The sequence below is a fragment of the Pseudomonas spartinae genome (genome assembly GCF_965197125.1).
GTDB lineage: Bacteria > Pseudomonadota > Gammaproteobacteria > Pseudomonadales > Pseudomonadaceae > Aquipseudomonas > Aquipseudomonas composti_A.
Genome location: NZ_CBDAMB010000004.1, coordinates 263763 through 286107, shown reverse-complemented (window position 1 = coordinate 286107; position 22345 = coordinate 263763). Strand labels below are relative to the sequence as shown.

Here is a 22345-nt window from a genome sequence, read left to right as displayed (position 1 = left end):
AGGCCCCATAAAACAGAAGGCCGCTCGATGAGCGGCCTTCTGCGTGAGCGGGTGGGTTACACCATATGATCGCCGACGTGGAGGATCTTCATGGTGTTGGTGCCACCGGTACCGTGGTAGCTGTCACCCTTGGTCAGGATGACCCAGTCGCCCGGCTCGACCACGCCACGCTTGAGCAGTTCGTCCACCGCCGCCTGGCTGACCTTGTTCGCTGGCAGCGAGGCAGGGTCGAACGGCACGGTGTAGACGCCACGGAACAGCGCCACGCGGGCCTGCGCTTCGCGGTGCGGGGTGAAGGCGAAGATCGGGATCGACGAGCGGATGCGCGACATGATCAGCGGGCTGTAACCACTCTCGGTCAGGCTGATGATGGCCTTGACGCCCGGGAAGTGGTTGGCGGTGTACATGGTGGCCAGGGCGATGCTTTCGTCGCAGCGCTCGAACTGGCGGCCGATGCGGTGGCTGGACTGCTTGCTGGTCGGGTGCTTCTCGGCGCCCAGGCACACGCGGGCCATGGCCTGCACGGCTTCGACCGGGTATTCGCCGGCGGCGCTTTCGGCCGAGAGCATCACCGCATCGGTGTAGTCCAGCGCGGCGTTGGCCACGTCGGAGACTTCGGCGCGGGTCGGCATCGGGCTGTGGATCATCGACTCCATCATCTGCGTGGCGGTGATCACGGCTTTGTTCAGGCGACGGGCGTGGGCGATGATCTTCTTCTGAATACCGACCAGCTCGGCGTCGCCGATTTCCACGGCCAGGTCACCACGGGCGACCATCACCGCGTCACTGGCGCGGATCAGGCCATCGAGTGATTCGTCGTCGGCCACGGCTTCGGCGCGTTCGATCTTGGCCACCAGCCAGGCATTGCCGCCGGCTTCGGTGAGCAGGCGACGGGCGTAATCCATGTCGGCGGCATCACGGGGGAAGGACACGGCCAGGTAGTCCAGGTCCATTTCCGCTGCGACCTTGATGTCGGCCTTGTCCTTCTCGGTCAGGGCCGGTGCGGTCAGGCCACCACCACGGCGGTTGATGCCCTTGTTGTCCGACAGCGGGCCGCCGATCAGCACGCGGCAGTGCAGTTCGTCAGCGCCTTTGAGTTCGACGCGCATGACCACGCGACCGTCGTCGAGCAGCAGCTCGTCACCGACATCGCAGTCCTGGATCAGTGCCGGATAGTCGATACCGACCACGTCCTGGGTGCCGGCCGTGCGCGAGTGGCTCGAGGACAGGCGGAACAGGTCGCCGTCCTTGAGCTCGATGCGCTTGTTCTCGAATTTGGCGATGCGGATTTTCGGGCCTTGCAGGTCACCGAGCAGGGCGACATGACGGCCGTGCTTGGCGGCCAGTTCGCGTACCAGGGCGGCGCGCGCCTTGTGGTCGTCTGGCGTGCCGTGGGAGAAGTTCAGACGGGCCACGTCGAGACCGGCGAGGATCAGTTGTTCCAGCACTTCCGGCGAGTTGCTGGCCGGGCCCAGGGTGGCGACGATTTTGGTACGGCGAAAGGTCATGCACGAACTCCCTAGTGAACTATGCCGGGGAGGCTACTACGGCCTTGCGCTGTAGTCATTGTTCCTGTGCACTACCCTTTGTCGTCCGGTTTGATCACCAGCAGATCGCACTCGACACGTTCCAGCACCCGTTCCGCAGTGTGGCCGATCAGTAGGCTGTCCAGATGGCCGCGGGCGATGGCCCCCATCACCAGCAGACCGATATTGTGCTCACGCACGAAGCGCGGGATGACCTCCTCGGCAAAACCATCGAGCAGGTGGGTCTTGGCGCGATCGATGGCGTGTTCGGCGAGCAGCCTGTCGAAGGCTTCGCGGTGCTCGCGGCTGCACTGGGTCACGTAGTCTTCATATTCCTGCGCTACTTCGGCGTCGAACAGCAGTGAATGCGGCAGCGGGGCCTGCGCATGCAGGTAGTCGGCATCAAAGCCGAGGGCAGCCTGCAATGCCTGACTGACTCGAATCAGCTGGTGATCGAGGGCGGCTGGTTTGTCCGCGCTGTGCAGTGGGTCGAGCGCCGTACACAGGCTGTGACCACGTGGCTCGGCGTCGTGCACCAGCCACAGCGGCACCGGGCAGCGGCGGATCAGTTGCCAACTGGTGTCACTGAACAAGAGGCGGCGCAGCGCACTGCTGGGATGGGTCGACTTGAACAGAATATCCGGTTGCAGCGCTGCGACGCGGGCAAGAATCTCTTCATGGCGGCGCTTGCCCCAGCGCACGTCCACTTCGATCTTGAACCCTTCATCGCTCAGTTGGGCGACACTGGCGCGCAGTTTCTCGCAGCTTTGCCGGACGATGGCGTCACGGGCGCGGTCTAGCAACTGGCTGTCGAGCAGGCCGCCTTCCAGGCTGGGGTGGTATTCGATCTGCAGCAGGTGCAACTCGGCACCGACCTGGCGCGCTATTTCGACGGCGCGTTGCAGGGCGGGTTGTTGCTGGTGTTCGGCGTCGATCACGACCAGCAGTCGTTGCAGTTTCATGGCAGCGTCCTCGCCTGGAGTCTGTCACTGCATTACAGACCATGCTGCGCTGAGCGGCATTGATATGGGTCAGCGCATGCCTGGATTGAGCGCCAGGTCCAGATGGCGCGCGGCCTTGGCTGTCAGCTCGCCTTCGGGAAACTGCACCAGCAGGCGGCGCAGGTAGGCGATGGCCTTGTCGCGGTTGGCGTTGGGGTTGTCCGGCGCCATGTGCATCAGCGCCAGTTGATACAGCGCCTTTTCCTTGATGTCCGCCGGCACGTGCGGGTCGGCCAGGCCCAGCAGGTAAAGCTGCTCGGCTTCATCGACGCGGCCCTTGAGCACGGCGCGGCGCGACAGCAGGGTCATGTCCGGGTCGAGGCTGGGTTTGTACAGATCGAGGTTCTGGCTCGGTTGCCAGTTTTCCAGCAGCTCGCGCGAGGTCTTGTGGATCGGCTCGTCAGCGCGTTGGCGGATCGCCTCGATGCGCTGCTCGGCGCGGTTGGCTGCCTGGCTGGCGGGAAACTCGTTGAGCACCTTGTAGAAGTAGTTGAGCGCCTTGGGGTCATCGCGCTGCTCGTTGAAGCGGTTCATGTAGATCAGGCCGATCTGATACAGGGCGATGGCGCGCACCTCGCCACTCAGTTGCGGGTCGCGGTAGCCGTCCAGATACAGCGCTTCGGCCTTGTCGCTGTGGGCGTCGCGAATGGCCATGGCGCTGTAGGTCAGCAGATCGCCTTCCTCTTCGATGGCTGCGGTCATGCGCTTGGTTTTCAGGGCCTTGTATTCGACCACTTCGTTGGTGGTGACCTGGGCGATGAACAGCGGCGTGGTCGGTGCGCAGGCGCTCAGCAGGGTGGCGCCAATGATCAGGCAAAGCGGTCGGACGAGCGGCATGCGGGCTCCTTGGCCGAAACGGGCCGGTGCCGCGCAGTCTAGTCAGCACGCCATACAGCGCCAAGGCGTGGGCAGCAAAACCCATCGGAGGTTTGTCGCTGTTCAGTTTTTGCCGGCGCTGTCGATACACTGCCCATTGGAGGACTTGCCCATGCGTACCCTGATCATTCTGGCCGTGGCCCTGGTTGCCACGGGTTGCACCCGCGTCTCGCTCGACCATCATCTGAACAACGCTTATCGCGCCTATAACGAAGGTGACTGCGCCCAGGTCGCGCTGGAGCTGTCGCAGGCCGAGCGCAAGAGCCGCTCGCGCAGCTACCTGCAGCCGGAAATTTCCCTGCTGCGTGGTCAATGCCTGGAGCGTGAGAGCCTGTTCGTCGATGCGGCGCAGACCTACCAGTTCATCATCGCGCGCTACCCGGCCAGCGAGTATGCCTATCGCGCCCGCGCTCGCCTGCAGACCCTGGAGCAGCTGGGGCATCACAGCCCGGCACCGGCCGCCAAGATCAGCCCGGCTGCGCTCTGAACCTTCGGTCGCAAGCATTTCTCGGCGATGCGGCGCGGTATAAGCTGACGCGTGTCTCTCATGGAGGATGAACATGCGTCACTGGTTGCTGATCGCCGCGCTGCTGCCCTCGCTGGCCGCGGCAGAAATCTATCGCTGGACGGACGAGCAGGGGCAGGTGCATTTCGGCCAGCGCCCCGTGGCCGGGGCTGAAACCGTGCAGGTGAAGCCTCAGGTGGTCGAACGTGACCAGCACACGCGCGAGCGCGAGGCGCGCAGCCAGCGCTTCTACGACGCCAGGCGCGAGGAGCAGCAAGAGGCCGCCGCTGCCGCGACTGCGCAGCGCGAAGAACGAGCCAACGAATGCCGTGACTTGCGCCGGCGCCTGGCGCAGATTCCCGAAGGCTTCAGCTATTACCGCACCGACGCCAACGGTGAGCGCATCTACTACAGTGATGAAGAAACAGACACCGCTCGTCGCCAGTTGCGCGAACGGATAGCCCAACGCTGTTCTTGAGGGTGGTTAAGTGGTCGTAGTAGGGCCATACTCAAGACCCTTTGTAGCGATTTGCCACTATGCGTAGCCAGCGCCGAATCGAACGCCATCAGTTGCCCTACTACCTGAAGGTGTTCAATCGCATTACCGACAAGCCGATGGGATTCATCGGCAATGTCTCTCTCGACGGGTTGATGCTGATCAGCCAGTTGCCACTGCTGGTGGGCGCCCGTTTCGACATGCGCCTGAAAATTCCGGGTCAGCAGGGCATGCGCTTCATCGACTTCTCCGCCAACTGCCAGTGGTGTCGCGAAGACGTCAATCCCGGCGTCTACGACTCCGGTTTCGCATTGGTCGCGCCACCTGCCGACTACGTCGAGATGATCGATGCGTTGCGCTACTACTTCAGTTTCCACGGCCTGGCGGCTTCTGCCTGATAGTGCCTCGGGGCGCCGCGCTCCGTGCCCTCAATGCATCGCCGGCACACGGGCCAGGTTGCGCAAGCGCTGACTCAGTTGCAGGCGCAGACCTTCTTCCTCGCAGAACAGCAGGGCTCGCTCCAGGTCGTAGCGCTCACCCTGTGGGCAATCGAGCTGGCGGTAGACATCCGCCCGGGCCAGGTGATCGACGAGATTCGGCGGGCCCAGTTGCAGGACGCGTTCGGCATCCCTGAGTGCTGCTTCCGGGGCATCGTGCTGCAGATGCAGCAGGCGCAGATTGCGTGACAGGCGGCGCAGCATGTCGCCGGCATCGGCCGTCTGCAGGTGCGCGGCGCTGAGTTCTACGCCAGGTCCGAGCTGGCGATAGAGCTGCTCACGGCAGTCGCGCGTGTACAGGCGGCGCCCGCCGCACGGATCGAGCAGGTGATCCGCACCGGGTACGCGGAGCAGAAAATGCCCGGGGAAGTTCACCCCCTGCAACGGAATCTCCAGCCGTCGTGCCAGCTCCAGGGCGATCAAGGCCAGGGTCAATGGCTGGCCGCGCCGCCTGCGCAGCACATGATGCACAAGCGCATGCTGCGGACGCGTCACGCCTTCGTCGTCTTCCTGAAAGTCGAGTTCGGCCAGGCGGCGCAGCAGTGGTTGGGCCAGTTCGCGGACGGGCAGGGTGGGAAGCCCGGCGCTGACCTGCAGTTGCAGGCTGTGCAATTCACTCAGCACCTGTGCTGGCTGCAGCGAATCATCGTGTTCGGCGGCAATCCACAGAGCCGCCTCGAACAGGGCGGGAGGATCGCGTTGCAGGCACTGCAGACAGGCTTGGCGTGGGCTCATCGCATTCTCCGCTGACTTCTGCTGTTGTAGCCCCTGTCAGGGGCGTCGTCCAGTGGGGCTCTCCTATACTGGTGGCTGACATCTGCTCGGGAGCTCGCCCATGTTCAGCATGATGGAAGCCGCCCGCCTCGAGGCCCTGCACCTGGCCGAGGATCGGGCCAGCGGCCTCAAGGCCGTTATCGCCATTCACAACACCCGCTTCGGGGCGGCACTCGGCGGTTGCCGTTACCTGGCCTATGCCGATGAACGCAGCGCCATTGCCGATGCCATCCGTCTGGCCCAGGGCATGAGTTACAAGGCCGTGCTGGCCGGTATCGACCATGGCGGCGGCAAGGCGGTGATCATCCGCCCGGCTCATCTGCAGAGTCGGGCCGCGCTGTTCGAAGCCTTCGGGCGTTTCATCGAGACGCTCAACGGCCGCTACATCACGGCGGTCGACAGCGGCACCTCCAGCGCCGACATGGACTGCATCGCCCAGTACACCCAGCATGTCACCAGCACCACCCAGGCGGGTGACCCCTCGCCGCACACGGCGCTGGGTGTGTTCGCGGGTATCCGCGCCACCGCTCAGGCGCGCCTGGGCAGTGATGACCTGGAAGGATTGCGGGTCGCCGTGCAGGGCCTGGGCAACGTCGGGTTCGCCCTGGCCGAGGCGCTGCATGCTGCGGGAGCGGAACTGCTGGTCAGCGATATCGATGCCGGGCGTGTGCAACTGGCTGTCGAGCAGCTGGGCGCGCATCCGATTGCCAGCGATGCATTGCTCGCCACTCCCTGCGACATCCTCGCGCCTTGTGGTCTGGGTGGCGTACTGAACGTGCAGACGGTAGCCCATCTGCGCTGCGCGGCGGTGGCTGGAGCGGCCAACAATCAGCTGGCCAGCCCCGAAGTGGCCGACCAGCTGGAAGCGCGCGGTATTCTCTACGCACCGGATTACGTACTGAACGCCGGTGGGCTGATCTACGTGGCGCTGCGTCATCGCGGTGAGGCGTTGCCGGCGATCACCGCGCATCTGGCGCAGATCAGTCGACGATTGACCGAAATCTACGCCCACGGCCAGGCGGAAAAACGCTCCCCGGCGCGCGTCGCCGACTATCTGGCCGAGCGCCTGCTATACGGCGCCTAGCCGCTATTCGCGCGCTCCAGGCGAGGGGCGAAGCGAAAGACCAGAGCTAGCCCGATCAGGATCGCAGCCATCCCGGCCAGAGCACTGGCCGAAAGGCGATTGCCCAGCAGCAGGTAATCGAGCAGCGCCGTCGTCACCGGCACCAGATAGAACAGGCTGGTGACATTGACCAGATTGCCGGTCTGGATCAGCCGATACAGCAGCAATTGTGCGCCCACCGACACCACCAGCCCCATCCACAACAGCGGCATGATCAACCCGATGTCAAAACTCACCTGCCACTCCTGGCTGGGTAGTAGCACCAGGCTGCCCAGCAGGCAGAGACCGTACTGCAGCGGCAGGGCACGCATGGGCGTCTGTCGCAGGTTCTTCTGGGCGATGGTGCCGCCGGTTATGCAGAGCAGGGCGCCGAGAGCCAGTGCCACGCCGGACAGCGGCATCGCGCTGCTCATCAGGCTGTCCGCGACGATTATCGCCAGCCCGGCCAGGGCCAGCAGCAAGCCGAGCACGCGCAGCAGCGAAGTACGCCGCTCCAGCAGCATCAAGGTCAGTATGGGTTGTACACCGAGCACCGTTGCCAGCACGCCGGGTGTGACCCCTTCGGCCAGCGCCAGCATGTAGCAGATGCTGTAGCCGCCGATCAGCAGCAGGCCGGCCCTGGCGGTTGCCCAACGCAGGTCGCGCTCGGGCAGCCAGACTCCGGAATGACTGGCGATCAGCACCAGCGCGGCAAAGGCGAGGGCAAAGCGCAGCAGCAGGAAGGCGAAGGGCGAAGCATGGTCCAGGCCCAGGCGAGCGAAGATCGCACCACCGGACCAGAGCAGCACGAACAGAGCCGTCGCGCCATAGGTGCGCAGGGAAGTCGAATCGAAACACATGAGGGAACACCTGTCGAAAATCCACATGAGCTCCGCACGCGCGCAACGGCGCGCGTCGCTGAGGCGATGAAACGGAGCGAGGAGGAGCGGGATCAGCCCGCTTGGACGAGGGCCGGCGGTGGAGGGGTGCCGGCGCGACAGGCAGGTGGTGGCGCGCAGCCGTCGACAGCGACGCGATAAGCGGCGCTGGCGGAGTCGTTGTGGCAAGGCGCGGTGAGGGGCATGAAAACAGCTTCGGATATGTCGCAGAAGCCTGGAGGCTAGCCTGCCGCTGCCGTACGGTCAATGAGCGTCGAATTCGCCCTGATAGCAAACCGGTGAACTGGGCGAGTCATGACGCTGCAGTTCATCTTCGAGGAACTCCGCCAGCACCCGGGCGTTGTTATGCGCTTCGTCGCGCGCCGCATAGAGCAGCGTCAGCGTGCCCCTCGCTGCCCAGTGCAGCAGGCGCTGCCAGTGCTCGGGGTGGGCGCTCAGTTCACGGCGGTAGGCGGTGCGAAAATCATCGAAGGCCTCGGCGCGGTGGGCGAAGGATTTGCGCAATGCGTTGCTGGGGGCGACGTCGGCTAGCCACTCATCGAGCACCAGGGCCTCCCTGGAGAGACCGCGAGGCCACAAGCGGTCGACCAGCACGCGTTGGCCATCGCTGGTTTGTGCATCGAGATAAACACGCTTGCACTGGATCATGGGCTTGCCTGACTGCCTGCGGCAATGCCGCACTTGGCGGCGTCTGCAGGCTCGATTAGCGTGGTGAAAGGAGGATTCACCATGGACTATTTCATTATCGTCGTCACCACGGCAGCGGGGCTGTACTTTCACTGGTGGCTGTTTCGTCGCATTCGCCAGTGGAGTGATCGCGACCTGGCGCTGTCCCTTGCCGATGGCAATGAGCACAAGCGTCAGTACATGCTCGAGCAATTGGCCCGTGCGCGAGCGCAGGGCGTCAGGCGCAAGGAGTTGCCGGCCTGGCTGGAGCAGGCGGCGGGGCAATATCCCCGCGGCGATGCATAGCGCCTAAGCCCCTTGCGTGAACGAGGGGCTTCGACCCTCGATCATTCGCTGGCAGCTTCGATCTCGAGTTCGTCCAGCGCATCCGGCTGGCTCTTGAAGGCCTTGGCGAAGATGTCGCGGTTCTTGGCCATAAAGATTCCCAGTTCCTCGCCCTGTTCCTCGTTCAAGGATGGAACCGCCTTGTGCAGCACCTCGCTCAGGCGCTCTGCCAGTTCCAGCATCTTGTCGTAACGATCGGCTTCGGCCTTATCCATGAACAAGCGCTCCGGATCGCGACTGCTGCGATACACCACTTCGACGGCCATTCATCACCTCATCTGCCTTCATGCGTGTCTGTTGGTAACTGTTTATTTATACAGTGCTCGAAGCATAAAGAACTCGCTGCCGTTTGGCCAGCAGCGAGTGTCGAGAATTCAGCGGTCGCTGCGGATCGGGCTGAACTCGGCGGGTACCCAGGCGTAGCCTTGGGCTTCCTTGCGTACGTGGCCCAGGCCGGGGAAGGGCAGGTGCGCGCCGGCGACCCACAGCTTGTCCTTGGCCGCTTCGGCCAGGATGCGTTGGCGTGATTGCCTGGCCTTGTCGCTGTCGACATCGAACTCGATGACCACGTCAGGCTTGGCGAACTGCACGGCGTGGTTGTGCAGGATGTCGCCCCATACCAGCAGGCTCTGTTCACCCGATTTGAACAGGTAGGAGGTATGTCCGGGCGTGTGTCCCGGGCTCGCTACCAGGCTGACGCCAGGCAACAATTCGCCTTCTGTCTTGTAGGGCTTGAGCTTGTTCATCTTGGCATAGGGTGCGACTGCCTGTTGCGCCATCTTGAACATGCCCTGCATGCCTTCGGGGGCCTTGGCCATGGTCGCCTCGTCGAGCCAGAAGTCAGCCTCCGCCTGCGGCACTTCCACGGTCGCATTGGGGTAGGCCGGGCTGCCGTCGGCATTGACCAGGCCGCAGGCGTGGTCTGGATGCAGGTGAGTGAGCAGCACGGTATCGACCTGCTCCGGCTGGTAGCCGGATGCCTTGAGGTTGGTCTGCACCACGCCGAGCGTCGGGCCGAAGCATTGGGCAGCGCCGGTATCGACCAGCACCAGGTTGTCGCCGGTGTTGATCAGGTAGGCGTTGACCGCAGTCTGAACGCCTTTCTCGGACGCCACGAACATGCGCGCCAGCAGCGATTGCAGGTCCTTGTCATCGATGCCCTTGAGCAGGCTGGCAGGCAGGTCGACGTAGCCGTCATACAGAGCGGTGACTTCGAAGTCACCGAGTGCCATGCGGTAGTAGCCCGGTACCTGGGTCTTCTGTTGTGCCGGTGCGGCGGCCTGCAGCGGCAGGCTGACCAGAGCGATCATGGCGGACGACAATGCGGTGCTCAGCGAGAAAAGACGCATGGGGGATCCTTCATTGAGAGTGGCGATGGCGCAGTGTGCGACGCGTCGGGGCATCTTGGCGAGCCTGTGATGTCAGTTTCAGCCTCGTCGCGTCCGGCTGGGCCGTGCCAAATCGTCACATCGCGGCAGCATCCTCGAACTGGTCTTTTTCCTGCATGATTGTTTCTTGCGAATGCCCGATGTGGGGATTCGGGGCGTTGTGCCAGGTCTCGTGGGGAGTTGTAAGGATGAATTGGGCTGAGCGCTTGCGCGAAAACATGCACGGTCTGGCGGAGTCGCTGGGCAATTTGTTGATGGAGGCTTTCCATTACCTGGCCTTGTTCGCCATCGGGGCGATCACGGCCTGGGCGGGGGTGATGGCCTTCATCGGCATGCTGGAGAAGGGCCACATCACGGTCGATGACATCCTGCTGCTGTTCATCTACCTGGAGCTGGCGGCGATGGTGGGGATCTATTTCAAGACCAACCACATGCCGATCCGCTTCATGATCTACGTGGCGATCACCGCGCTGACCCGCTTGCTGATTTCCGATATTTCCCATACCCACAAGCCGAGCTGGGGCGTGGTGATGGTGTCGGGGGCGATCCTGCTGCTGGCGTTGGCGATTCTGGTGGTGCGCTATGCCTCGTCGCGTTTCCCGGCCGTGGCTGGCCCGCATCCGCGCAGCAAGGCGCGCAACCGTGCGGATGCGGAATCCGAGCGTGACGATATGTCTGACTGAGATGTAGGGTGGATCGGGGCGCGTAGTCGACGCTGTTCTCATCTACCCGTGCGTGATGGTGGATCGATGAAGCGTGATCCACCCCACGAGGCGAGGCGTCAGCCGAGCGGCGCGAACAGCGCCGCCAGATCGGCCTCGTCCAGTTGCCACTGGCCCTGACTGCCACCGTCGAGCACGCCCTTGGCCAGGTTGGCCTTGGCGTCCTGCAGCTGCTGGATCTTTTCCTCGACGCTGCCGCGGGCGATCAGCTTGTAGACGAACACCGGCTTGTCCTGGCCGATGCGATAGGCGCGGTCGCTGGCCTGGGCTTCGGCAGCCGGATTCCACCAGGGGTCGAAGTGGATCACGGTGTCGGCGGCGGTCAGGTTGAGGCCGCTGCCGCCGGCCTTGAGACTGATCAGGAACACCGGGAATTCCCCGGCCTGGAAGCGCTCGACCGGTGTGCGCCGATCCTGGGTGCTACCGGTCAGCTTGGTGTAGGCGATCTTGCGTGTCTGCAGTTCCGCCTCGATCAGCGTCAGCATCGAGGTGAACTGGGAGAACAGCAGCACGCGGCGGCCTTCGTCGACCAGCTCCTGAAGCATCTCCAGCAGGGCGCTGAGCTTGCCCGAGTCGCTGGCGCTCAAGGCGCTGCCGTCTTCGCCCAGCAGGCGCAGGTCACAGCAGCTCTGGCGTAGGCGCAGCAGGGCTTCGAGAATGACGATGTGGCTGCGTGCCAGGCCCTGGCGGGCGATCTCGTCGCGCACCTTCTTGTCCATGGCCAGGCGCAGGGTCTCATAGCGATCACGCTGCAGCTGGGTCATCTCGACCCACTGGGTGATCTCGGTCTTCGGCGGCAGCTCGCTGGCCACCTGTTCCTTGGTGCGGCGCAACAGGAAGGGGCGGATGCGTCCATTCAGATGGGCCAGACGATGAGCGTCGCCGCGCTTCTCGATAGGCGTGCGGTAGTCACGAGTGAAGGCCTTGGCGTCGCCCAGCCAGCCGGGCATGAGGAAGTGGAACAGTGACCACAGCTCGCCCAGGTGGTTTTCCAGTGGTGTACCGGTCAGGCACAGACGCAGGTCGGCCTGCACCTGAGCGGCGGCCGTGGCGGCCTTGCTGCGCGGGTTCTTGATGTTCTGCGCTTCGTCGAGGATCAGCAGGCGATAGCGCTGCTGGTTGAGCGCCTTGAGATCGCGCGGCAGCAACGCGTAGGTGGTGAGGATGATGTCGTGCGCGGCAATCTCCTCGAACAGCGCCTTGCGTTTGCTGCCGTGCAGGGCCAGTACGCGTAACTCTGGGGTGAAGCGTTCGGCTTCGTCCTGCCAGTTGGGAATCAGGCTGGTGGGCATGACGATCAGCGCAGGCTGTCGCAGGCGTCCGGCCTGTTTCTCGCAGAGGATATGCGCCAGGGTCTGCAGGGTCTTGCCCAGGCCCATGTCATCGGCCAGCACCCCGCCGACGCGTAGCTCGGCCAGGGTCTGCATCCAGTTCAGCCCCTCCAGCTGATAGGTGCGCAACTCGGCGTTCAATCCAGGGGGCGCAGCGACTTCACGGACGGAAAGATGCTGCAGCCGCTCGGCGAAGCCACGCAGCTCATCGCCACCTTGCCAGCTCAGGGCCGGGCCGGTGGCCAGAGTAGCCAGGCGCGCCGCATCGGCGCGTCCGAGGCGCAGTGGCAGGTGGTCTTCGGCCGGGTCGCGAAAGTACAGCTCGCCGAGCGTCGCCAGTAGCGGCTTGAGGCGGGCGAAGGGCAGGGCGATGCGTTTGCCGCCTTGCGGCAGGTTGACCAGCAGACGGTCTTCATCCGAGCGTTGTGCCAGCGCTTCGGGCGCCAGCAGCCAGGGCGTGCGGCGAATGGCCTGGAGCAGGATCGGCAGCAGGCTCAGGCGCTGGCCTTCGACTTCGATGCCCAGTTCGAGGTCGAACCAGTTCTGCTGCGGGTCCTCCTCGACTTCGGCGAACCAGTCGTCGACTTCGGCCAGGTTGTACTGGAAGTCCGGGCGCATCTGGATTTGCCAGCCTTCTGCGCGCAATTGCGGCAAGCGCTGCTGGACGAAATCCAGCCAGTCGCGCTCACGTTCCAGTTCGAACGGCTCACCGGCCTCGGCGGGCAGTGCCTCGCTCTGGCGCAACGCCACTTGCAGACCGAGGCCTTCCAGGCGTTTGCGCAGTGTGGCTTCGGCCGTCGCGTCGCGGATCAGGCGCAGGTTGGTGGCTTCATCCAGACGTTTGACCAGGTCCTTGGCCGGCTTGCCGAAGACGCGGTGTCCGGTGTAGTCGAAGGCCAGTGCAGCGCGGTGCTGGGTCTGTTCGTGCATGCGTCCCTTGCGCGCATCGAAGTGCACGCGCACCTGGCTGCCAAGGCTGAGGATGGGAGTAGGGGCGATGTTCTCGAGGCGTTTTTCCGCCAGTTCCTTGTTCGGCACGATGATGTCCGACAGGTCGCTGCCGGCACGCTGCCGGGTTTCCAGGGCGAGCAGTGCGGCGACCACGTGCTTGCAGTTGAAGCCGACCGGGCAGTTGCAGTGTCCGGTCACGCTCCACTTGCGCCCGTAGGGATGCAGGGTGATGCGTTGCTGATAGGTCTGCCCGCCCGAGCCACGGCAATTGGCGAGCAGGCTGTTGTCCTTGAGGCTGAGCAGTCTGCTGCGCTTTTCTTCTGCGTAGGCGATACCACGGCGCAGGTCGCCGGCGCCGAACTCCGAGCGCCAGTCTTCCTGTCGTAGCTGGTGGATATCCAGGGGCATCAACGAAACCCCGTGGTCAAGAGAGATGGGCGCATGAACGGGCCGTGGCAATGCAAAGCCGCAGATTTTCGCATAGCCGCGTGGGGATTAGCAGGCGTGCAGGGGCGATTGCCGACGTGCAGTCGTGGCCAGGGGCAATCTCAGGTCTCGAAAGCTGCCCGGTATTGCTTCGGCGTGGCGCCCAGTGCCTGGCGAAAGCGATTGCTGAAGTGGCTGGCGCTGGCGAATCCGCAGGCCAGCGCCACCTCGCTCAGTGCCGGGTGTGGCTGACGCAGCATCTGACAGGCGCGCGCCAGGCGCCGGGTCAGTACGTAACGATGCGGCGGCAGGCCGAAGCTGGTCTGGAACATGCGCGCGAAGTGATATTCCGACAGGGCGCAGAGCGCCGCCAACTGGCTCAGTGGCAGCGGCGTGTCCAGGTGTTGTTCGATGAAGTCGCGCACACGTTTGCGCTGCAACGGCGCCAGCCCACCTTTGAGGCGAAGGCCCTGGCGCAGGCCAACCTGGGTCAGCAGCGCATGGTCGAGCATGGCATGGGCCAGGCCGCTGGCCAGCAGGCGTTCGCCGGGCTCCTGCCAGTCGAGGACGCAGAGTTGACGAAAGCGCGCAGATTGCTCGGCGTCCTCGAGAAAGGTCGCCTCCTGCAGTTGCAGGCTACGCGGCTCGCGGTCGAGCAGGGCCACGGCGCCGAGGGCGAAGCGTTCCTGCTCTATATAAAGATGGGCAAGTTGAATTTCGCCGTTGATGATCCAGGCTGACTGATGTTCGGCCGGCAGGATGCACAGCTTGTCCGGGGCGCCCTTGTTGCCGGGTTGCTCGCGCCGGAAGGTGCCGGTGCCGCCGGCCAGATAGCAGGACAGCGTGTGATGGCTGGGGGCAAGGTAGTCGCGTGCATCGTGGGCGTTGCTCCAGCGCGCCACAGCCATGCCATTGCCCAGCTCGGCCATGGCATGCAGCCGCGCGTTAGCCGAGCGACTCATGCTCTGGAAAACCTGCAGATGCTCGAATTGCGCCATCACCTTCTCCTCGATGCCGTCATGCTACGCCAGCCGCCAGGCAAAACCAGTGGTGACGAAAAAAATGCGCAAGTTTGTGTAAGTCAGGGGTCGTACGTTCTGCAACGCCTGGCAATGGTGCCTGGAATTTTTGCGCCAACCTGCGGCGCGGTGAGTGGACTCGGAGTATCGTTGCGGCCACTCAAACAATGATTTTCATCCCGGATGCCGCTATCGATGAAATACCTGCGCCAGTTCGCTCTCGCCTCTGCCTTGATCACTCCCGGCCTGCTGGCTGCGGCTCCTTCGCTCGATGACAAGTCGGCCTTCATCGCCGACCTGGTCAGCCGCATGACCCTGGAAGAAAAGGTCGGCCAGTTGCGCCTGATCAGCATCGGCGGCGACATGCCGCGCGAGCGCATCCGTGAGGAAATGGCCGCCGGGCGCATCGGAGCGACCTTCAACTCGGTGGTGCGCCCGGAAAACCGCCCGATGCAGGAGGCCGCACTGCGTAGCCGCCTGGGTATTCCGGTGTTCTTCGCCTACGACATCATTCACGGCCATCGCACCACGTTCCCCATCGGCCTGGGCTTGGCCTCGAGCTGGGACATCCCGGCCATCGAAAACAGCGCTCGGGTCGCCGCCTTCGAGGCCAGTGCCGATGGCCTGGATATGACCTTCGCGCCGACCGTCGACATTTCCCGCGATCCACGTTGGGGCCGCACCTCCGAAGGGTTCGGCGAAGATCCCTATCTGGTCTCGCGCATCGCCGCCGCCATGGTGCACGGTTACCAGGGCAAAACACCCAGTGATCCGCAGCGCATCATGGCCAGCGTCAAGCACTTCGCCCTTTACGGCGCCGTCGAGGGTGGCCGCGACTACAACGTGGTCGACATGAGCCCGATGCGCATGTATCAGGACTACCTGCCGCCCTATCGCGCCGCCATTGATGCTGGCGCTGGTGGAGTGATGGTGGCGCTGAACGCGATCAATGGCGTGCCGGCGTCGGCCAATACCTGGCTGCTGCGCGACCTGCTTCGCCGCGACTGGGGCTTCAAGGGCGTGGCGCTGAGCGACCACGGGGCGATCACCGAGTTGCTGCGCCATGGTGTGGCCGCCGATGGTCGTGAGGCCGCGCGCCTGGCCATCACCGCAGGCGTCGGCATGAGCATGGCCGACACCCTTTACGATCAGGAGCTTCCGGGCCTGGTGCGCAGCGGCGAGGTGCCACAGAGCGTGCTGGATGAGGCCGTTACCCATGTGCTCAACACCAAGTACGACCTCGGGCTGTTCCATGACCCGTTCCGCCGCATCGGCCGCGCCGAGGACGATCCGGTTGACGTGAACGCCGAAAACCGTCTGCACCGTGGCGATGCACGGGCCATGGCGCGTGACTCCCTGGTACTGCTGGAAAACCATGGCGACACCCTGCCATTGAGCAAGAAGACCACCGTCGCCTTGATCGGCCCACTGGCGGATTCACCGGTGGACATGCTCGGCAGCTGGTCGGCAGTTGGCGTGGCCGACCAGGCCGTGACCCTGCGCAAGGGCATGGAAGCGGCGCTCGCAGGGCAGGGCACGCTGCTCTACGCCGTGGGTGCCAACGTCACCGACGATGCCCATGTGATCAATTACCTCAACCAGCTCAACTGGGACCGCCCGGAGGTCGTGCTGGACAAGCGCACGCCGCAGCAGATGCTGGAGGAGGCCGTGCGCGTCGCCGCCCAGGCAGACGTCATCGTGGCGGCGGTGGGCGAGGCGCGGGGGATGTCCCACGAGTCGTCCAGCCGTACCCGCCTGGATCTGCCGGACAGCCAGCAGGCCCTGCTGCGCGCGCTCAAGGCCACCGGCAAGCCGCTGGTACTGGTGCTGATGAATGGCCGGCCGCTGGCGCTGAGCTGGGAGAAGGAAAACGCCGATGCGATGCTGGAGACCTGGTACAGCGGCCTCGAGGGCGGCCATGCCATCGCCGATGTGCTGTTCGGCGAGCACAACCCTTCCGGCAAGCTGCCGATCACCTTCCCGCGCTCGGTCGGGCAGATTCCCACCTACTACAATCATCTGCGTCTGGGCCGTCCCTACACACCGGGCACGCCGGGCAACTACACCTCGCAGTATTTCGAGGAGCCCAATGGCCCGCTGTATCCATTCGGCTATGGTTTGAGCTACAGCGAGTTCCAGCTGTCGGCACCGAAGCTATCGGCCGAGCGCATGGCACCGAACGAGAAGATCCGCGTCAGTGTCACGCTTAAGAACGCCGGGACACGGGCAGGGGCGACCGTCGTGCAGCTCTATCTGCATGACGAGGCGGCTTCCGTGATCCGTCCGGTGAAGGAACTCAAGGATTTTCGCAGGGTCAAGCTTGAGGCAGGTGAGGCGCGCGAGCTGAGTTTCGAGATCGACGAAACCATGCTGCGTTTCTACAACGCCAGCCTGCAGCATGTCAGCGAGCCAGGTGCCTTCCGTGTCCAACTGGGGTTGGATTCGGAGAGCGTGCAGGAGGCGCGTTTCGAATTGTTGCCACGCCAGTGAGGGCGTGGCCCTAGGAGGCGAAAATATACTCGCTCAAGCACCTGTGCCGGACTTCACGATCTGGTAATAATGCGCAGAAAGAATCCGCGCATGCGGAGACGTCACCGTTCGGTTGGCTGTCTGCATCGTGCTCGCGCTGTCTTTATACCATTCGCCCGTTTTCAACTCCCTGCAGCGGCCGCCCTTGGGCTGGCCGCTGCCTGTCAGTACGTGTTGCCCTGGAGGCTTTGTGTCGATGAGTCGTTGTTCTGGAGCCCGTATGGGCAAGGCCGGCAAGCTGGCCCTCTGTGTGCTCCCCCTGCTGTTCGCTGCCCAGAGCTGGGCATTCGATCTGGATGATGTGGCGGTCAAGGCCAAGGCCCTGGCAGCCGAGAAGTACAGTGCACCGCAGAGCAATCTGCCGGCATCCCTGCGTGACCTGCCGTTCGCCGGCTATCAGAAGGTGCGCTTCCTCGAGGACAAGGCCTACTGGCGCGACGGCAAGACGCCGTTCCAGCTGTACTTCTTCCATCAGGGCATGCATTTCGATCTGCCAGTGAAGATCAACGAAGTGACCGCCGAGGGCACGCACGAAATCAAGTACGACCCGTCGATGTTCGACTTCGGCGACCTCGACCTGAAGCCGGAGGATCTCAAGGATCTCGGTTTCGCCGGCTTCAAGGTGATCAACGAAATCAACGCCAAAGGCACGCACGACGAAGTGATGAGCGTGCTCGGTGCCAGCTACTTCCGCATCGTCGGCAAGGGGCAGGTATTCGGTTTGTCCGCCCGCGGTCTGGCCATCGATACCGCGCTGCCGTCCGGCGAGGAGTTTCCGCGCTTCAGCGAGTTCTGGATCGAGAAGCCGCAACCGGATCGCCGCAGCCTGGTGATCTACGCGCTGCTCGAGTCGCCGCGTGCCACCGGTGCCTATCGCATGGAAATCAAGCCGGGCCGCGACAGCGTGCTCGACGTGCAATCGAAGGTGTACCTGCGCGATAACATCGAGAAGCTCGGTATCGCACCGCTGACCAGCATGTACCTGTTCGGCGCCAACCAGCCCTGGCCGCGTCCCAACTACCGTCCGCAACTGCACGACTCCGATGGCCTGGCCATCCATGCCGGCAACGGTGAATGGATCTGGCGCCCGCTGAACAACCCGCAGCGCCTCAACGTCAGCAGCTACCGCATCGACAATCCGCGTGGTTTCGGTCTGATGCAGCGTGGTCGCGATTTCGCGCAGTACCAGGACCTCGACGATCGCTACGAGCTGCGCCCGAGCGGTTGGGTGGAAACCGTCGGTGATTGGGGCGCCGGTCATGTCGAGCTGGTGGAGATTCCCACGCCGGATGAAACCAACGACAACATCGTCGCTCTGTGGCGCCCGGACCAGCTTCCGGCTCAGGGTGAGTCGCTGGATATCGCGTATCGCCTTCACTTCAGCCGTGATGATGCCAAGCTGCATGATTCAGAACTGGCCATGGTCAGCCAGACCCGTCTGTCCGAGGGTGACATCAAGCAGGCCAACCTGATCCGTCAGGCCGATGGCAGTACTGCGTTGGTGGTCGACTTCGTTGGCGAGGAACTGGCCAAGCGTTCTCCCGATGCGGCGCCTGGTGTGCAGGTCAGCGTCGATGGCAACGCCGAGTTGCTGGAAGACACTCTGCGTTACAACCCGGTGAGCAAGGGCTGGCGTATGACCTTGCGGATCAAGGTCAAGGACCCGGCGCAGCCGGTGGAGATGCGTGCCGCGCTGGTCGAGGATGGCAAGCCATTGTCGGAAACCTGGAGCTATCAGCTGCCTTCCCATGAATAACACCCTAGACACCACACAGATCCAGGAATATCTGGGTGAACTGCCGCTCGATCAGGAGCGGCAGCAGGCCTTGGCCAATCGCCTGGAAGAGGAGGGTGGGGATCTCGCGACCCTGCACCGTGCCCTGCACGAGGACGACCAGGCGGCTGCCGAGCCCCAGGAAGAAACCCGTGAGATGCTCGAATCGGTACCCGCTCGGCTGGCCCTGGGGTGGCCGGATGCATTCGAGCGCGGTTGCCGGATCGTGCCGGATCATCAGGGGCGTCCGACTATCGACTCGACGCCGCCGATCACCCGTACGCGCATGGTGCCCGAGCCCTGGCAGACCAACATCCTGCAACGCGGCTGGCGCCGTCTGAAGGGCGAGAAGCCGGCCCCGCGACCGCGTACGCGCGAGAGCGAGGACTTCGCCGAGGAGCGCTGGCGTCACGTTGCCGCGGTGCGCCGCACTGCGCTGCTTATCTTGATGATCTCGCAGACCGTGGTCGCCACCTGGTACATGAAGTCGGTGCTGCCCTACCAGGGCTGGTCGCTGGTCGATCTGGGCCTGGTGTTCGAGCAGCCCTGGCAGGAGTCGGCGCGGCAGATCCTGCCATATGTGGTGCAGACCAGCATCCTGGCGCTTTTCGCCCTGCTGTTCTGCTGGGTGTCGATGGGCTTCTGGACGGCGCTGATGGGCTTCTTCCAGCTGCTCAAGGGGCGTGATCGTTACAGCATTTCCGCCAGCAGCTGTGGGGACGAGCCGATTTCGCCGCGTGCGCGTACCGCGCTGGTCATGCCGATTGCCAACGAGCACGTGCCGCGTGTATTCGCCGGCCTGCGCGCGACTTTCGAATCGCTCAAGGCCACCGGCCAGCTCGAACACTTCGATTTCTTCGTGCTCAGCGACAGCAACGACCCGGACATCTGCGTGGCCGAACAGCAGGCCTGGATGGAGCTGTGCCGTGAGGTAGAAGGCTTCGGCCATATCTTCTACCGTCGCCGTCGGCGTCGGGTGAAGCGCAAGAGCGGCAACATCGACGACTTCTGCCGGCGCTGGGGCAGCAACTACCGCTACATGGTGGTGCTCGATGCCGACAGCGTGATGAGTGGCGAATGCCTGACTCGCCTGGTGCGCCTGATGGAAGCCAACCCGGGTGCCGGCATCATCCAGACCGCGCCCAAGGCGTCCGGCATGGATACCCTCTATGCGCGTCTGCAACAGTTCGCCACCAGCGTGTACGGGCCGCTGTTCACCGCCGGCCTCAACTTCTGGCAGCTGGGGGAGTCGCACTACTGGGGGCATAACGCGATCATTCGGGTCAAACCCTTCATCGAGCACTGCGCCCTGGCGCCGTTGCCCGGAACGGGCTCGTTCGCCGGCGCGATCCTCTCCCATGACTTCGTCGAAGCCGCGCTGATGCGCCGTGCCGGCTGGGGCGTATGGATCGCCTACGACCTGCCCGGCAGTTACGAAGAGCTGCCGCCGAACCTGCTCGACGAGCTCAAGCGCGACCGCCGCTGGTGTCACGGCAACCTGATGAACTTCCGCCTGTTCCTGGTGCGCGGGATGCATGCGGTGCACCGTGTGGTGTTCCTCACAGGCGTCATGTCATACCTGTCCGCGCCGCTGTGGCTGCTGTTCCTAGTGTTGTCGACCTGCCTGCTGGCGATCCACACGCTGATGGTGCCGGAGTACTTCCTGCAGCCCAACCAGCTCTACCCCTTGTGGCCGCGCTGGCAGCCGCAAGAAGCGGTGGCGCTGTTCTCGGCGACCATGACACTGCTGTTCCTGCCCAAGCTGCTCAGTGTGTTGCTGATCTGGATCAAGGGCGCCGAAGCCTACGGTGGCCGCACGCGCGTGCTGTTGTCGATGCTCCTGGAGGCGTCCTGCTCGGTGCTGTTGGCGCCGGTGCGCATGCTGTTCCACAGCCTGTTCGTCACCGCCGCCTTCCTCGGTTGGTCGGTGCAGTGGAACTCGCCGCAGCGCGTGGATGATTCCACCCCCTGGAGCGAAGCGTTTCGCCGTCATGGCACCCAGGTCTTGATCGGTATCAGCTGGACCGCACTGGTCGCCTGGCTCAACCCGGACTTCCTCTGGTGGCTGGCGCCTATCGTGGTATCGCTGGTGCTGTCGCCGGCGGTCTCGGTACTGACCAGTCGCACCGCACCGGGCTTGGCCGCGCGGCGCAGCAAGCTGTTCCTGATTCCCGAGGAGCACAAGGTGCCGGTGGAGCTGAGCAACACTGCCGAGTACGAGCAGCTGAACAGCTCGCGCGCACTGAGCAAGGGCTTTTTGCGGGCGGTGGTCGATCCGCTTTACAACGCCCTGGTCTGCGCCATGGCCCGTGCTCGCCACGCCAAGGTGGTGCCGGCGGCCGAAGCGCTGCGCGATGAGCGTATCGATGAAATCCTCGACGCCGGGCCGCAAGGCAAGGTCGAGGCGACTCGCTGGCGTCTGCTCAACGATCCTGACGGCATGGCGCGGCTGCATGCGCGTATCTGGCAGGAAGCGCAATACCATGCCTGGCGCGACGCCCTGCGCGATGCCTGATCATCACTGTCCGCTGCAGCCTCGGGTTGCAGCGGGCGGTGATGCCTTTGTGACATACCCGCTAACATTTGCATGTCCTCCGGCGCTCTGCCGGGCTGCACCATTGCGTCTGGATCGGGTCTTTCCCACGGATAGCGGCTTTCTGCCGTCTGGCCCGATTACCGTTTCGTTCATGACATTGGAGAGGAACCACCATGTCGAATCTGCATGATTGCGCGCAGCGCTATGGCGCAGTTACGCGTTGGCTGCACTGGGGGATGGCCGTTTTGCTGGGTTGGCAATTTTTGACCGTACTGGCGCATACCCTGATGGAAGACAGCGCTCTGGATAAGTTTTTCTGGGGGACGCACAAGGCCACGGGGCTGGTGCTCATGGTGCTGGTGGTGGTGCGCCTGCTCTGGGCGCTGTACAACAGCGGCCGCCGACCTGCGCCAGTAAGCTCGCTCGCGCGCATAGGCCATCTGGCGTTGTATGGTTTGCTGTTCGTGATTCCCTTTATCGCACTGTTGCGCCAGTACGGCTCGGGTCGTGAGTTCATCGCTTTCGGCATGACCGTCATGCCCGGTTTCAGCGATGGCAAGATCGAGTGGATGATCGCCCCGGCCAGCCTGTTGCATGGCAATCTCGGCTGGCTGCTGCTGTTCATGGTGATCGGCCATGCGGCCATGGCTTTCGTCCATCGCCGTCAGGGCGGCGAGGACGTGATGGCGCGCATTATCGGTCGGTGATTCAGCCAGCTATAGCGAATGTCTTACACGCCGTGGCGGTAAGCGCCGCTTTTGCCGAGACCGGCCAGTCATTAATCTACACACATCCCCTGCAGCGATGGAACGCTGAGGATCAAGGAAGATGACCAGGCCATGAATGGCCACCGACAGGATGTCGGATGGTTGGGAAGAAACCCGCTTAGGCGGGTTTTTTGTTGCCTGCCATTCCTGGCGGCAACCCTTCGGGCCGTCGCAAGCGACGTCAAAAATCGTTCCCGACGATTTTCTGTTGCCTG

At 63.9% G+C, this 22345-nt stretch carries 20 protein-coding genes; 10 read left to right on the top strand and 10 right to left on the bottom strand.

Going from position 1 to position 22345, the window contains the following annotated elements; all coding sequences use genetic code 11:
* Positions 1–56 precede the first annotated feature (56 nt).
* The 3 genes from pyk to ACN8M7_RS12025 form a co-directional block, all read right to left on the bottom strand.
* Entirely contained in the window at positions 57–1508 is a 1452-nt protein-coding gene (pyk, locus tag ACN8M7_RS12035; protein WP_061237739.1) for a pyruvate kinase, read from the bottom strand.
* Positions 1509–1579: 71 nt separating this feature from the next.
* Positions 1580–2488, bottom strand: a complete 909-nt coding sequence (locus tag ACN8M7_RS12030) for a universal stress protein (protein ID WP_490260913.1) — start codon at positions 2486–2488, stop codon at positions 1580–1582.
* Between the two features lie 69 nt (positions 2489–2557).
* The gene (locus ACN8M7_RS12025; protein WP_061237741.1) at positions 2558–3364 is read right to left on the bottom strand and encodes a tetratricopeptide repeat protein; all 807 of its coding nucleotides are present in this window, start codon (positions 3362–3364) and stop codon (positions 2558–2560) included.
* A 151-nt stretch (positions 3365–3515) separates the two neighbouring features.
* Between ACN8M7_RS12025 and ACN8M7_RS12020 the strand changes: the two genes are divergently transcribed.
* The 3 genes from ACN8M7_RS12020 to ACN8M7_RS12010 all read left to right on the top strand — a co-directional run bounded on the left by ACN8M7_RS12020 (position 3516) and on the right by ACN8M7_RS12010 (position 4802).
* Positions 3516–3890: a tetratricopeptide repeat protein gene (locus ACN8M7_RS12020; RefSeq protein ID WP_061237742.1), complete on the top strand. Its 375-nt coding sequence runs from the start codon at positions 3516–3518 to the stop codon at positions 3888–3890.
* A 73-nt stretch (positions 3891–3963) separates the two neighbouring features.
* Complete coding sequence (locus ACN8M7_RS12015; protein ID WP_061237743.1) at positions 3964–4386, top strand: DUF4124 domain-containing protein; 423 nt, start codon at positions 3964–3966, stop codon at positions 4384–4386.
* Between the two features lie 59 nt (positions 4387–4445).
* Complete coding sequence (locus tag ACN8M7_RS12010; protein ID WP_061237744.1) at positions 4446–4802, top strand: PilZ domain-containing protein; 357 nt, start codon at positions 4446–4448, stop codon at positions 4800–4802.
* Positions 4803–4832: 30 nt separating this feature from the next.
* Here the strand turns inward: ACN8M7_RS12010 and ACN8M7_RS12005 are convergent, their stop codons facing one another.
* The gene (locus ACN8M7_RS12005; RefSeq protein WP_490260912.1) at positions 4833–5636 is read right to left on the bottom strand and encodes a SirB1 family protein; all 804 of its coding nucleotides are present in this window, start codon (positions 5634–5636) and stop codon (positions 4833–4835) included.
* Positions 5637–5736: 100 nt separating this feature from the next.
* Between ACN8M7_RS12005 and ACN8M7_RS12000 the strand changes: the two genes are divergently transcribed.
* Positions 5737–6759 (top strand): Glu/Leu/Phe/Val dehydrogenase family protein, encoded by a 1023-nt coding sequence (locus ACN8M7_RS12000; protein WP_490260911.1) that lies wholly within the window; start codon positions 5737–5739, stop codon positions 6757–6759.
* Here the strand turns inward: ACN8M7_RS12000 and ACN8M7_RS11995 are convergent.
* Positions 6756–7637: a DMT family transporter gene (locus ACN8M7_RS11995; RefSeq protein ID WP_490260910.1), complete on the bottom strand. Its 882-nt coding sequence runs from the start codon at positions 7635–7637 to the stop codon at positions 6756–6758. The two genes, ACN8M7_RS12000 and ACN8M7_RS11995, sit on opposite strands and share 4 nt — an antisense overlap.
* Positions 7638–7919: 282 nt before the next feature.
* Entirely contained in the window at positions 7920–8324 is a 405-nt protein-coding gene (locus tag ACN8M7_RS11990; protein WP_490260909.1) for a DUF488 domain-containing protein, read from the bottom strand.
* Positions 8325–8405: 81 nt separating this feature from the next.
* Here ACN8M7_RS11990 and ACN8M7_RS11985 point away from each other — a divergent pair, with 81 nt between their 5' ends.
* Positions 8406–8648: a hypothetical protein gene (locus tag ACN8M7_RS11985; protein ID WP_061237749.1), complete on the top strand. Its 243-nt coding sequence runs from the start codon at positions 8406–8408 to the stop codon at positions 8646–8648.
* 41 nt (positions 8649–8689) lie between these two features.
* On the opposite strand, the gene ACN8M7_RS11980 is transcribed toward ACN8M7_RS11985, so the two are convergent.
* Positions 8690–8953: a YebG family protein gene (locus tag ACN8M7_RS11980; RefSeq protein ID WP_037003310.1), complete on the bottom strand. Its 264-nt coding sequence runs from the start codon at positions 8951–8953 to the stop codon at positions 8690–8692.
* 108 nt (positions 8954–9061) lie between these two features.
* On the bottom strand, positions 9062–10036 hold the full coding sequence (locus ACN8M7_RS11975; RefSeq protein WP_490260908.1) for an MBL fold metallo-hydrolase: 975 nt from the start codon (positions 10034–10036) through the stop codon (positions 9062–9064).
* 227 nt (positions 10037–10263) lie between these two features.
* Between ACN8M7_RS11975 and ACN8M7_RS11970 the strand changes: the two genes are divergently transcribed.
* The gene (locus tag ACN8M7_RS11970; RefSeq protein ID WP_061237751.1) at positions 10264–10758 is read left to right on the top strand and encodes a phosphate-starvation-inducible protein PsiE; all 495 of its coding nucleotides are present in this window, start codon (positions 10264–10266) and stop codon (positions 10756–10758) included.
* A gap of 98 nt (positions 10759–10856) precedes the next feature.
* On the opposite strand, the gene ACN8M7_RS11965 is transcribed toward ACN8M7_RS11970, so the two are convergent.
* On the bottom strand, positions 10857–13487 hold the full coding sequence (locus ACN8M7_RS11965) for a DEAD/DEAH box helicase (RefSeq protein WP_490260907.1): 2631 nt from the start codon (positions 13485–13487) through the stop codon (positions 10857–10859).
* A 140-nt stretch (positions 13488–13627) separates the two neighbouring features.
* On the bottom strand, positions 13628–14503 hold the full coding sequence (locus ACN8M7_RS11960; protein WP_490260906.1) for a helix-turn-helix domain-containing protein: 876 nt from the start codon (positions 14501–14503) through the stop codon (positions 13628–13630).
* A 216-nt stretch (positions 14504–14719) separates the two neighbouring features.
* On the opposite strand from ACN8M7_RS11960, the gene bglX reads away from it, so the two are divergent.
* The 4 genes from bglX to ACN8M7_RS11940 all read left to right on the top strand — a co-directional run bounded on the left by bglX (position 14720) and on the right by ACN8M7_RS11940 (position 22070).
* The gene (bglX, locus tag ACN8M7_RS11955) at positions 14720–17014 is read left to right on the top strand and encodes a beta-glucosidase BglX (protein ID WP_490260905.1); all 2295 of its coding nucleotides are present in this window, start codon (positions 14720–14722) and stop codon (positions 17012–17014) included.
* A gap of 259 nt (positions 17015–17273) precedes the next feature.
* The gene (locus ACN8M7_RS11950) at positions 17274–18809 is read left to right on the top strand and encodes a glucan biosynthesis protein G (protein WP_490261019.1); all 1536 of its coding nucleotides are present in this window, start codon (positions 17274–17276) and stop codon (positions 18807–18809) included.
* Positions 18802–21342: a glucans biosynthesis glucosyltransferase MdoH gene (mdoH, locus tag ACN8M7_RS11945; protein ID WP_490260904.1), complete on the top strand. Its 2541-nt coding sequence runs from the start codon at positions 18802–18804 to the stop codon at positions 21340–21342. Before ACN8M7_RS11950 ends, mdoH begins: the two co-directional genes overlap by 8 nt.
* A 194-nt stretch (positions 21343–21536) precedes the next feature.
* Complete coding sequence (locus ACN8M7_RS11940; protein WP_490260903.1) at positions 21537–22070, top strand: cytochrome b; 534 nt, start codon at positions 21537–21539, stop codon at positions 22068–22070.
* Positions 22071–22345: the final 275 nt, after the last annotated feature.

Coding starts and splice junctions, on each gene's coding strand:
- ACN8M7_RS11940 (WP_490260903.1), top strand. CDS start 21,537: ATGTCGAATCTGCATGATTGCGCGCAGCGCTATGGCGCAGTTACGCGT.
- ACN8M7_RS11985 (WP_061237749.1), top strand. CDS start 8,406: ATGGACTATTTCATTATCGTCGTCACCACGGCAGCGGGGCTGTACTTT.
- ACN8M7_RS11960 (WP_490260906.1), bottom strand. CDS start 14,503: ATGGCGCAATTCGAGCATCTGCAGGTTTTCCAGAGCATGAGTCGCTCG.
- ACN8M7_RS12010 (WP_061237744.1), top strand. CDS start 4,446: ATGCGTAGCCAGCGCCGAATCGAACGCCATCAGTTGCCCTACTACCTG.
- ACN8M7_RS12005 (WP_490260912.1), bottom strand. CDS start 5,636: ATGAGCCCACGCCAAGCCTGTCTGCAGTGCCTGCAACGCGATCCTCCC.
- ACN8M7_RS11950 (WP_490261019.1), top strand. CDS start 17,274: ATGGGCAAGGCCGGCAAGCTGGCCCTCTGTGTGCTCCCCCTGCTGTTC.
- ACN8M7_RS12025 (WP_061237741.1), bottom strand. CDS start 3,364: ATGCCGCTCGTCCGACCGCTTTGCCTGATCATTGGCGCCACCCTGCTG.
- ACN8M7_RS11970 (WP_061237751.1), top strand. CDS start 10,264: ATGAATTGGGCTGAGCGCTTGCGCGAAAACATGCACGGTCTGGCGGAG.
- ACN8M7_RS12000 (WP_490260911.1), top strand. CDS start 5,737: ATGTTCAGCATGATGGAAGCCGCCCGCCTCGAGGCCCTGCACCTGGCC.
- ACN8M7_RS12030 (WP_490260913.1), bottom strand. CDS start 2,488: ATGAAACTGCAACGACTGCTGGTCGTGATCGACGCCGAACACCAGCAA.
- ACN8M7_RS11995 (WP_490260910.1), bottom strand. CDS start 7,637: ATGTGTTTCGATTCGACTTCCCTGCGCACCTATGGCGCGACGGCTCTG.
- ACN8M7_RS11990 (WP_490260909.1), bottom strand. CDS start 8,324: ATGATCCAGTGCAAGCGTGTTTATCTCGATGCACAAACCAGCGATGGC.
- mdoH (WP_490260904.1), top strand. CDS start 18,802: ATGAATAACACCCTAGACACCACACAGATCCAGGAATATCTGGGTGAA.
- pyk (WP_061237739.1), bottom strand. CDS start 1,508: ATGACCTTTCGCCGTACCAAAATCGTCGCCACCCTGGGCCCGGCCAGC.
- ACN8M7_RS12020 (WP_061237742.1), top strand. CDS start 3,516: ATGCGTACCCTGATCATTCTGGCCGTGGCCCTGGTTGCCACGGGTTGC.
- bglX (WP_490260905.1), top strand. CDS start 14,720: ATGAAATACCTGCGCCAGTTCGCTCTCGCCTCTGCCTTGATCACTCCC.
- ACN8M7_RS11965 (WP_490260907.1), bottom strand. CDS start 13,487: ATGCCCCTGGATATCCACCAGCTACGACAGGAAGACTGGCGCTCGGAG.
- ACN8M7_RS11980 (WP_037003310.1), bottom strand. CDS start 8,953: ATGGCCGTCGAAGTGGTGTATCGCAGCAGTCGCGATCCGGAGCGCTTG.
- ACN8M7_RS11975 (WP_490260908.1), bottom strand. CDS start 10,036: ATGCGTCTTTTCTCGCTGAGCACCGCATTGTCGTCCGCCATGATCGCT.
- ACN8M7_RS12015 (WP_061237743.1), top strand. CDS start 3,964: ATGCGTCACTGGTTGCTGATCGCCGCGCTGCTGCCCTCGCTGGCCGCG.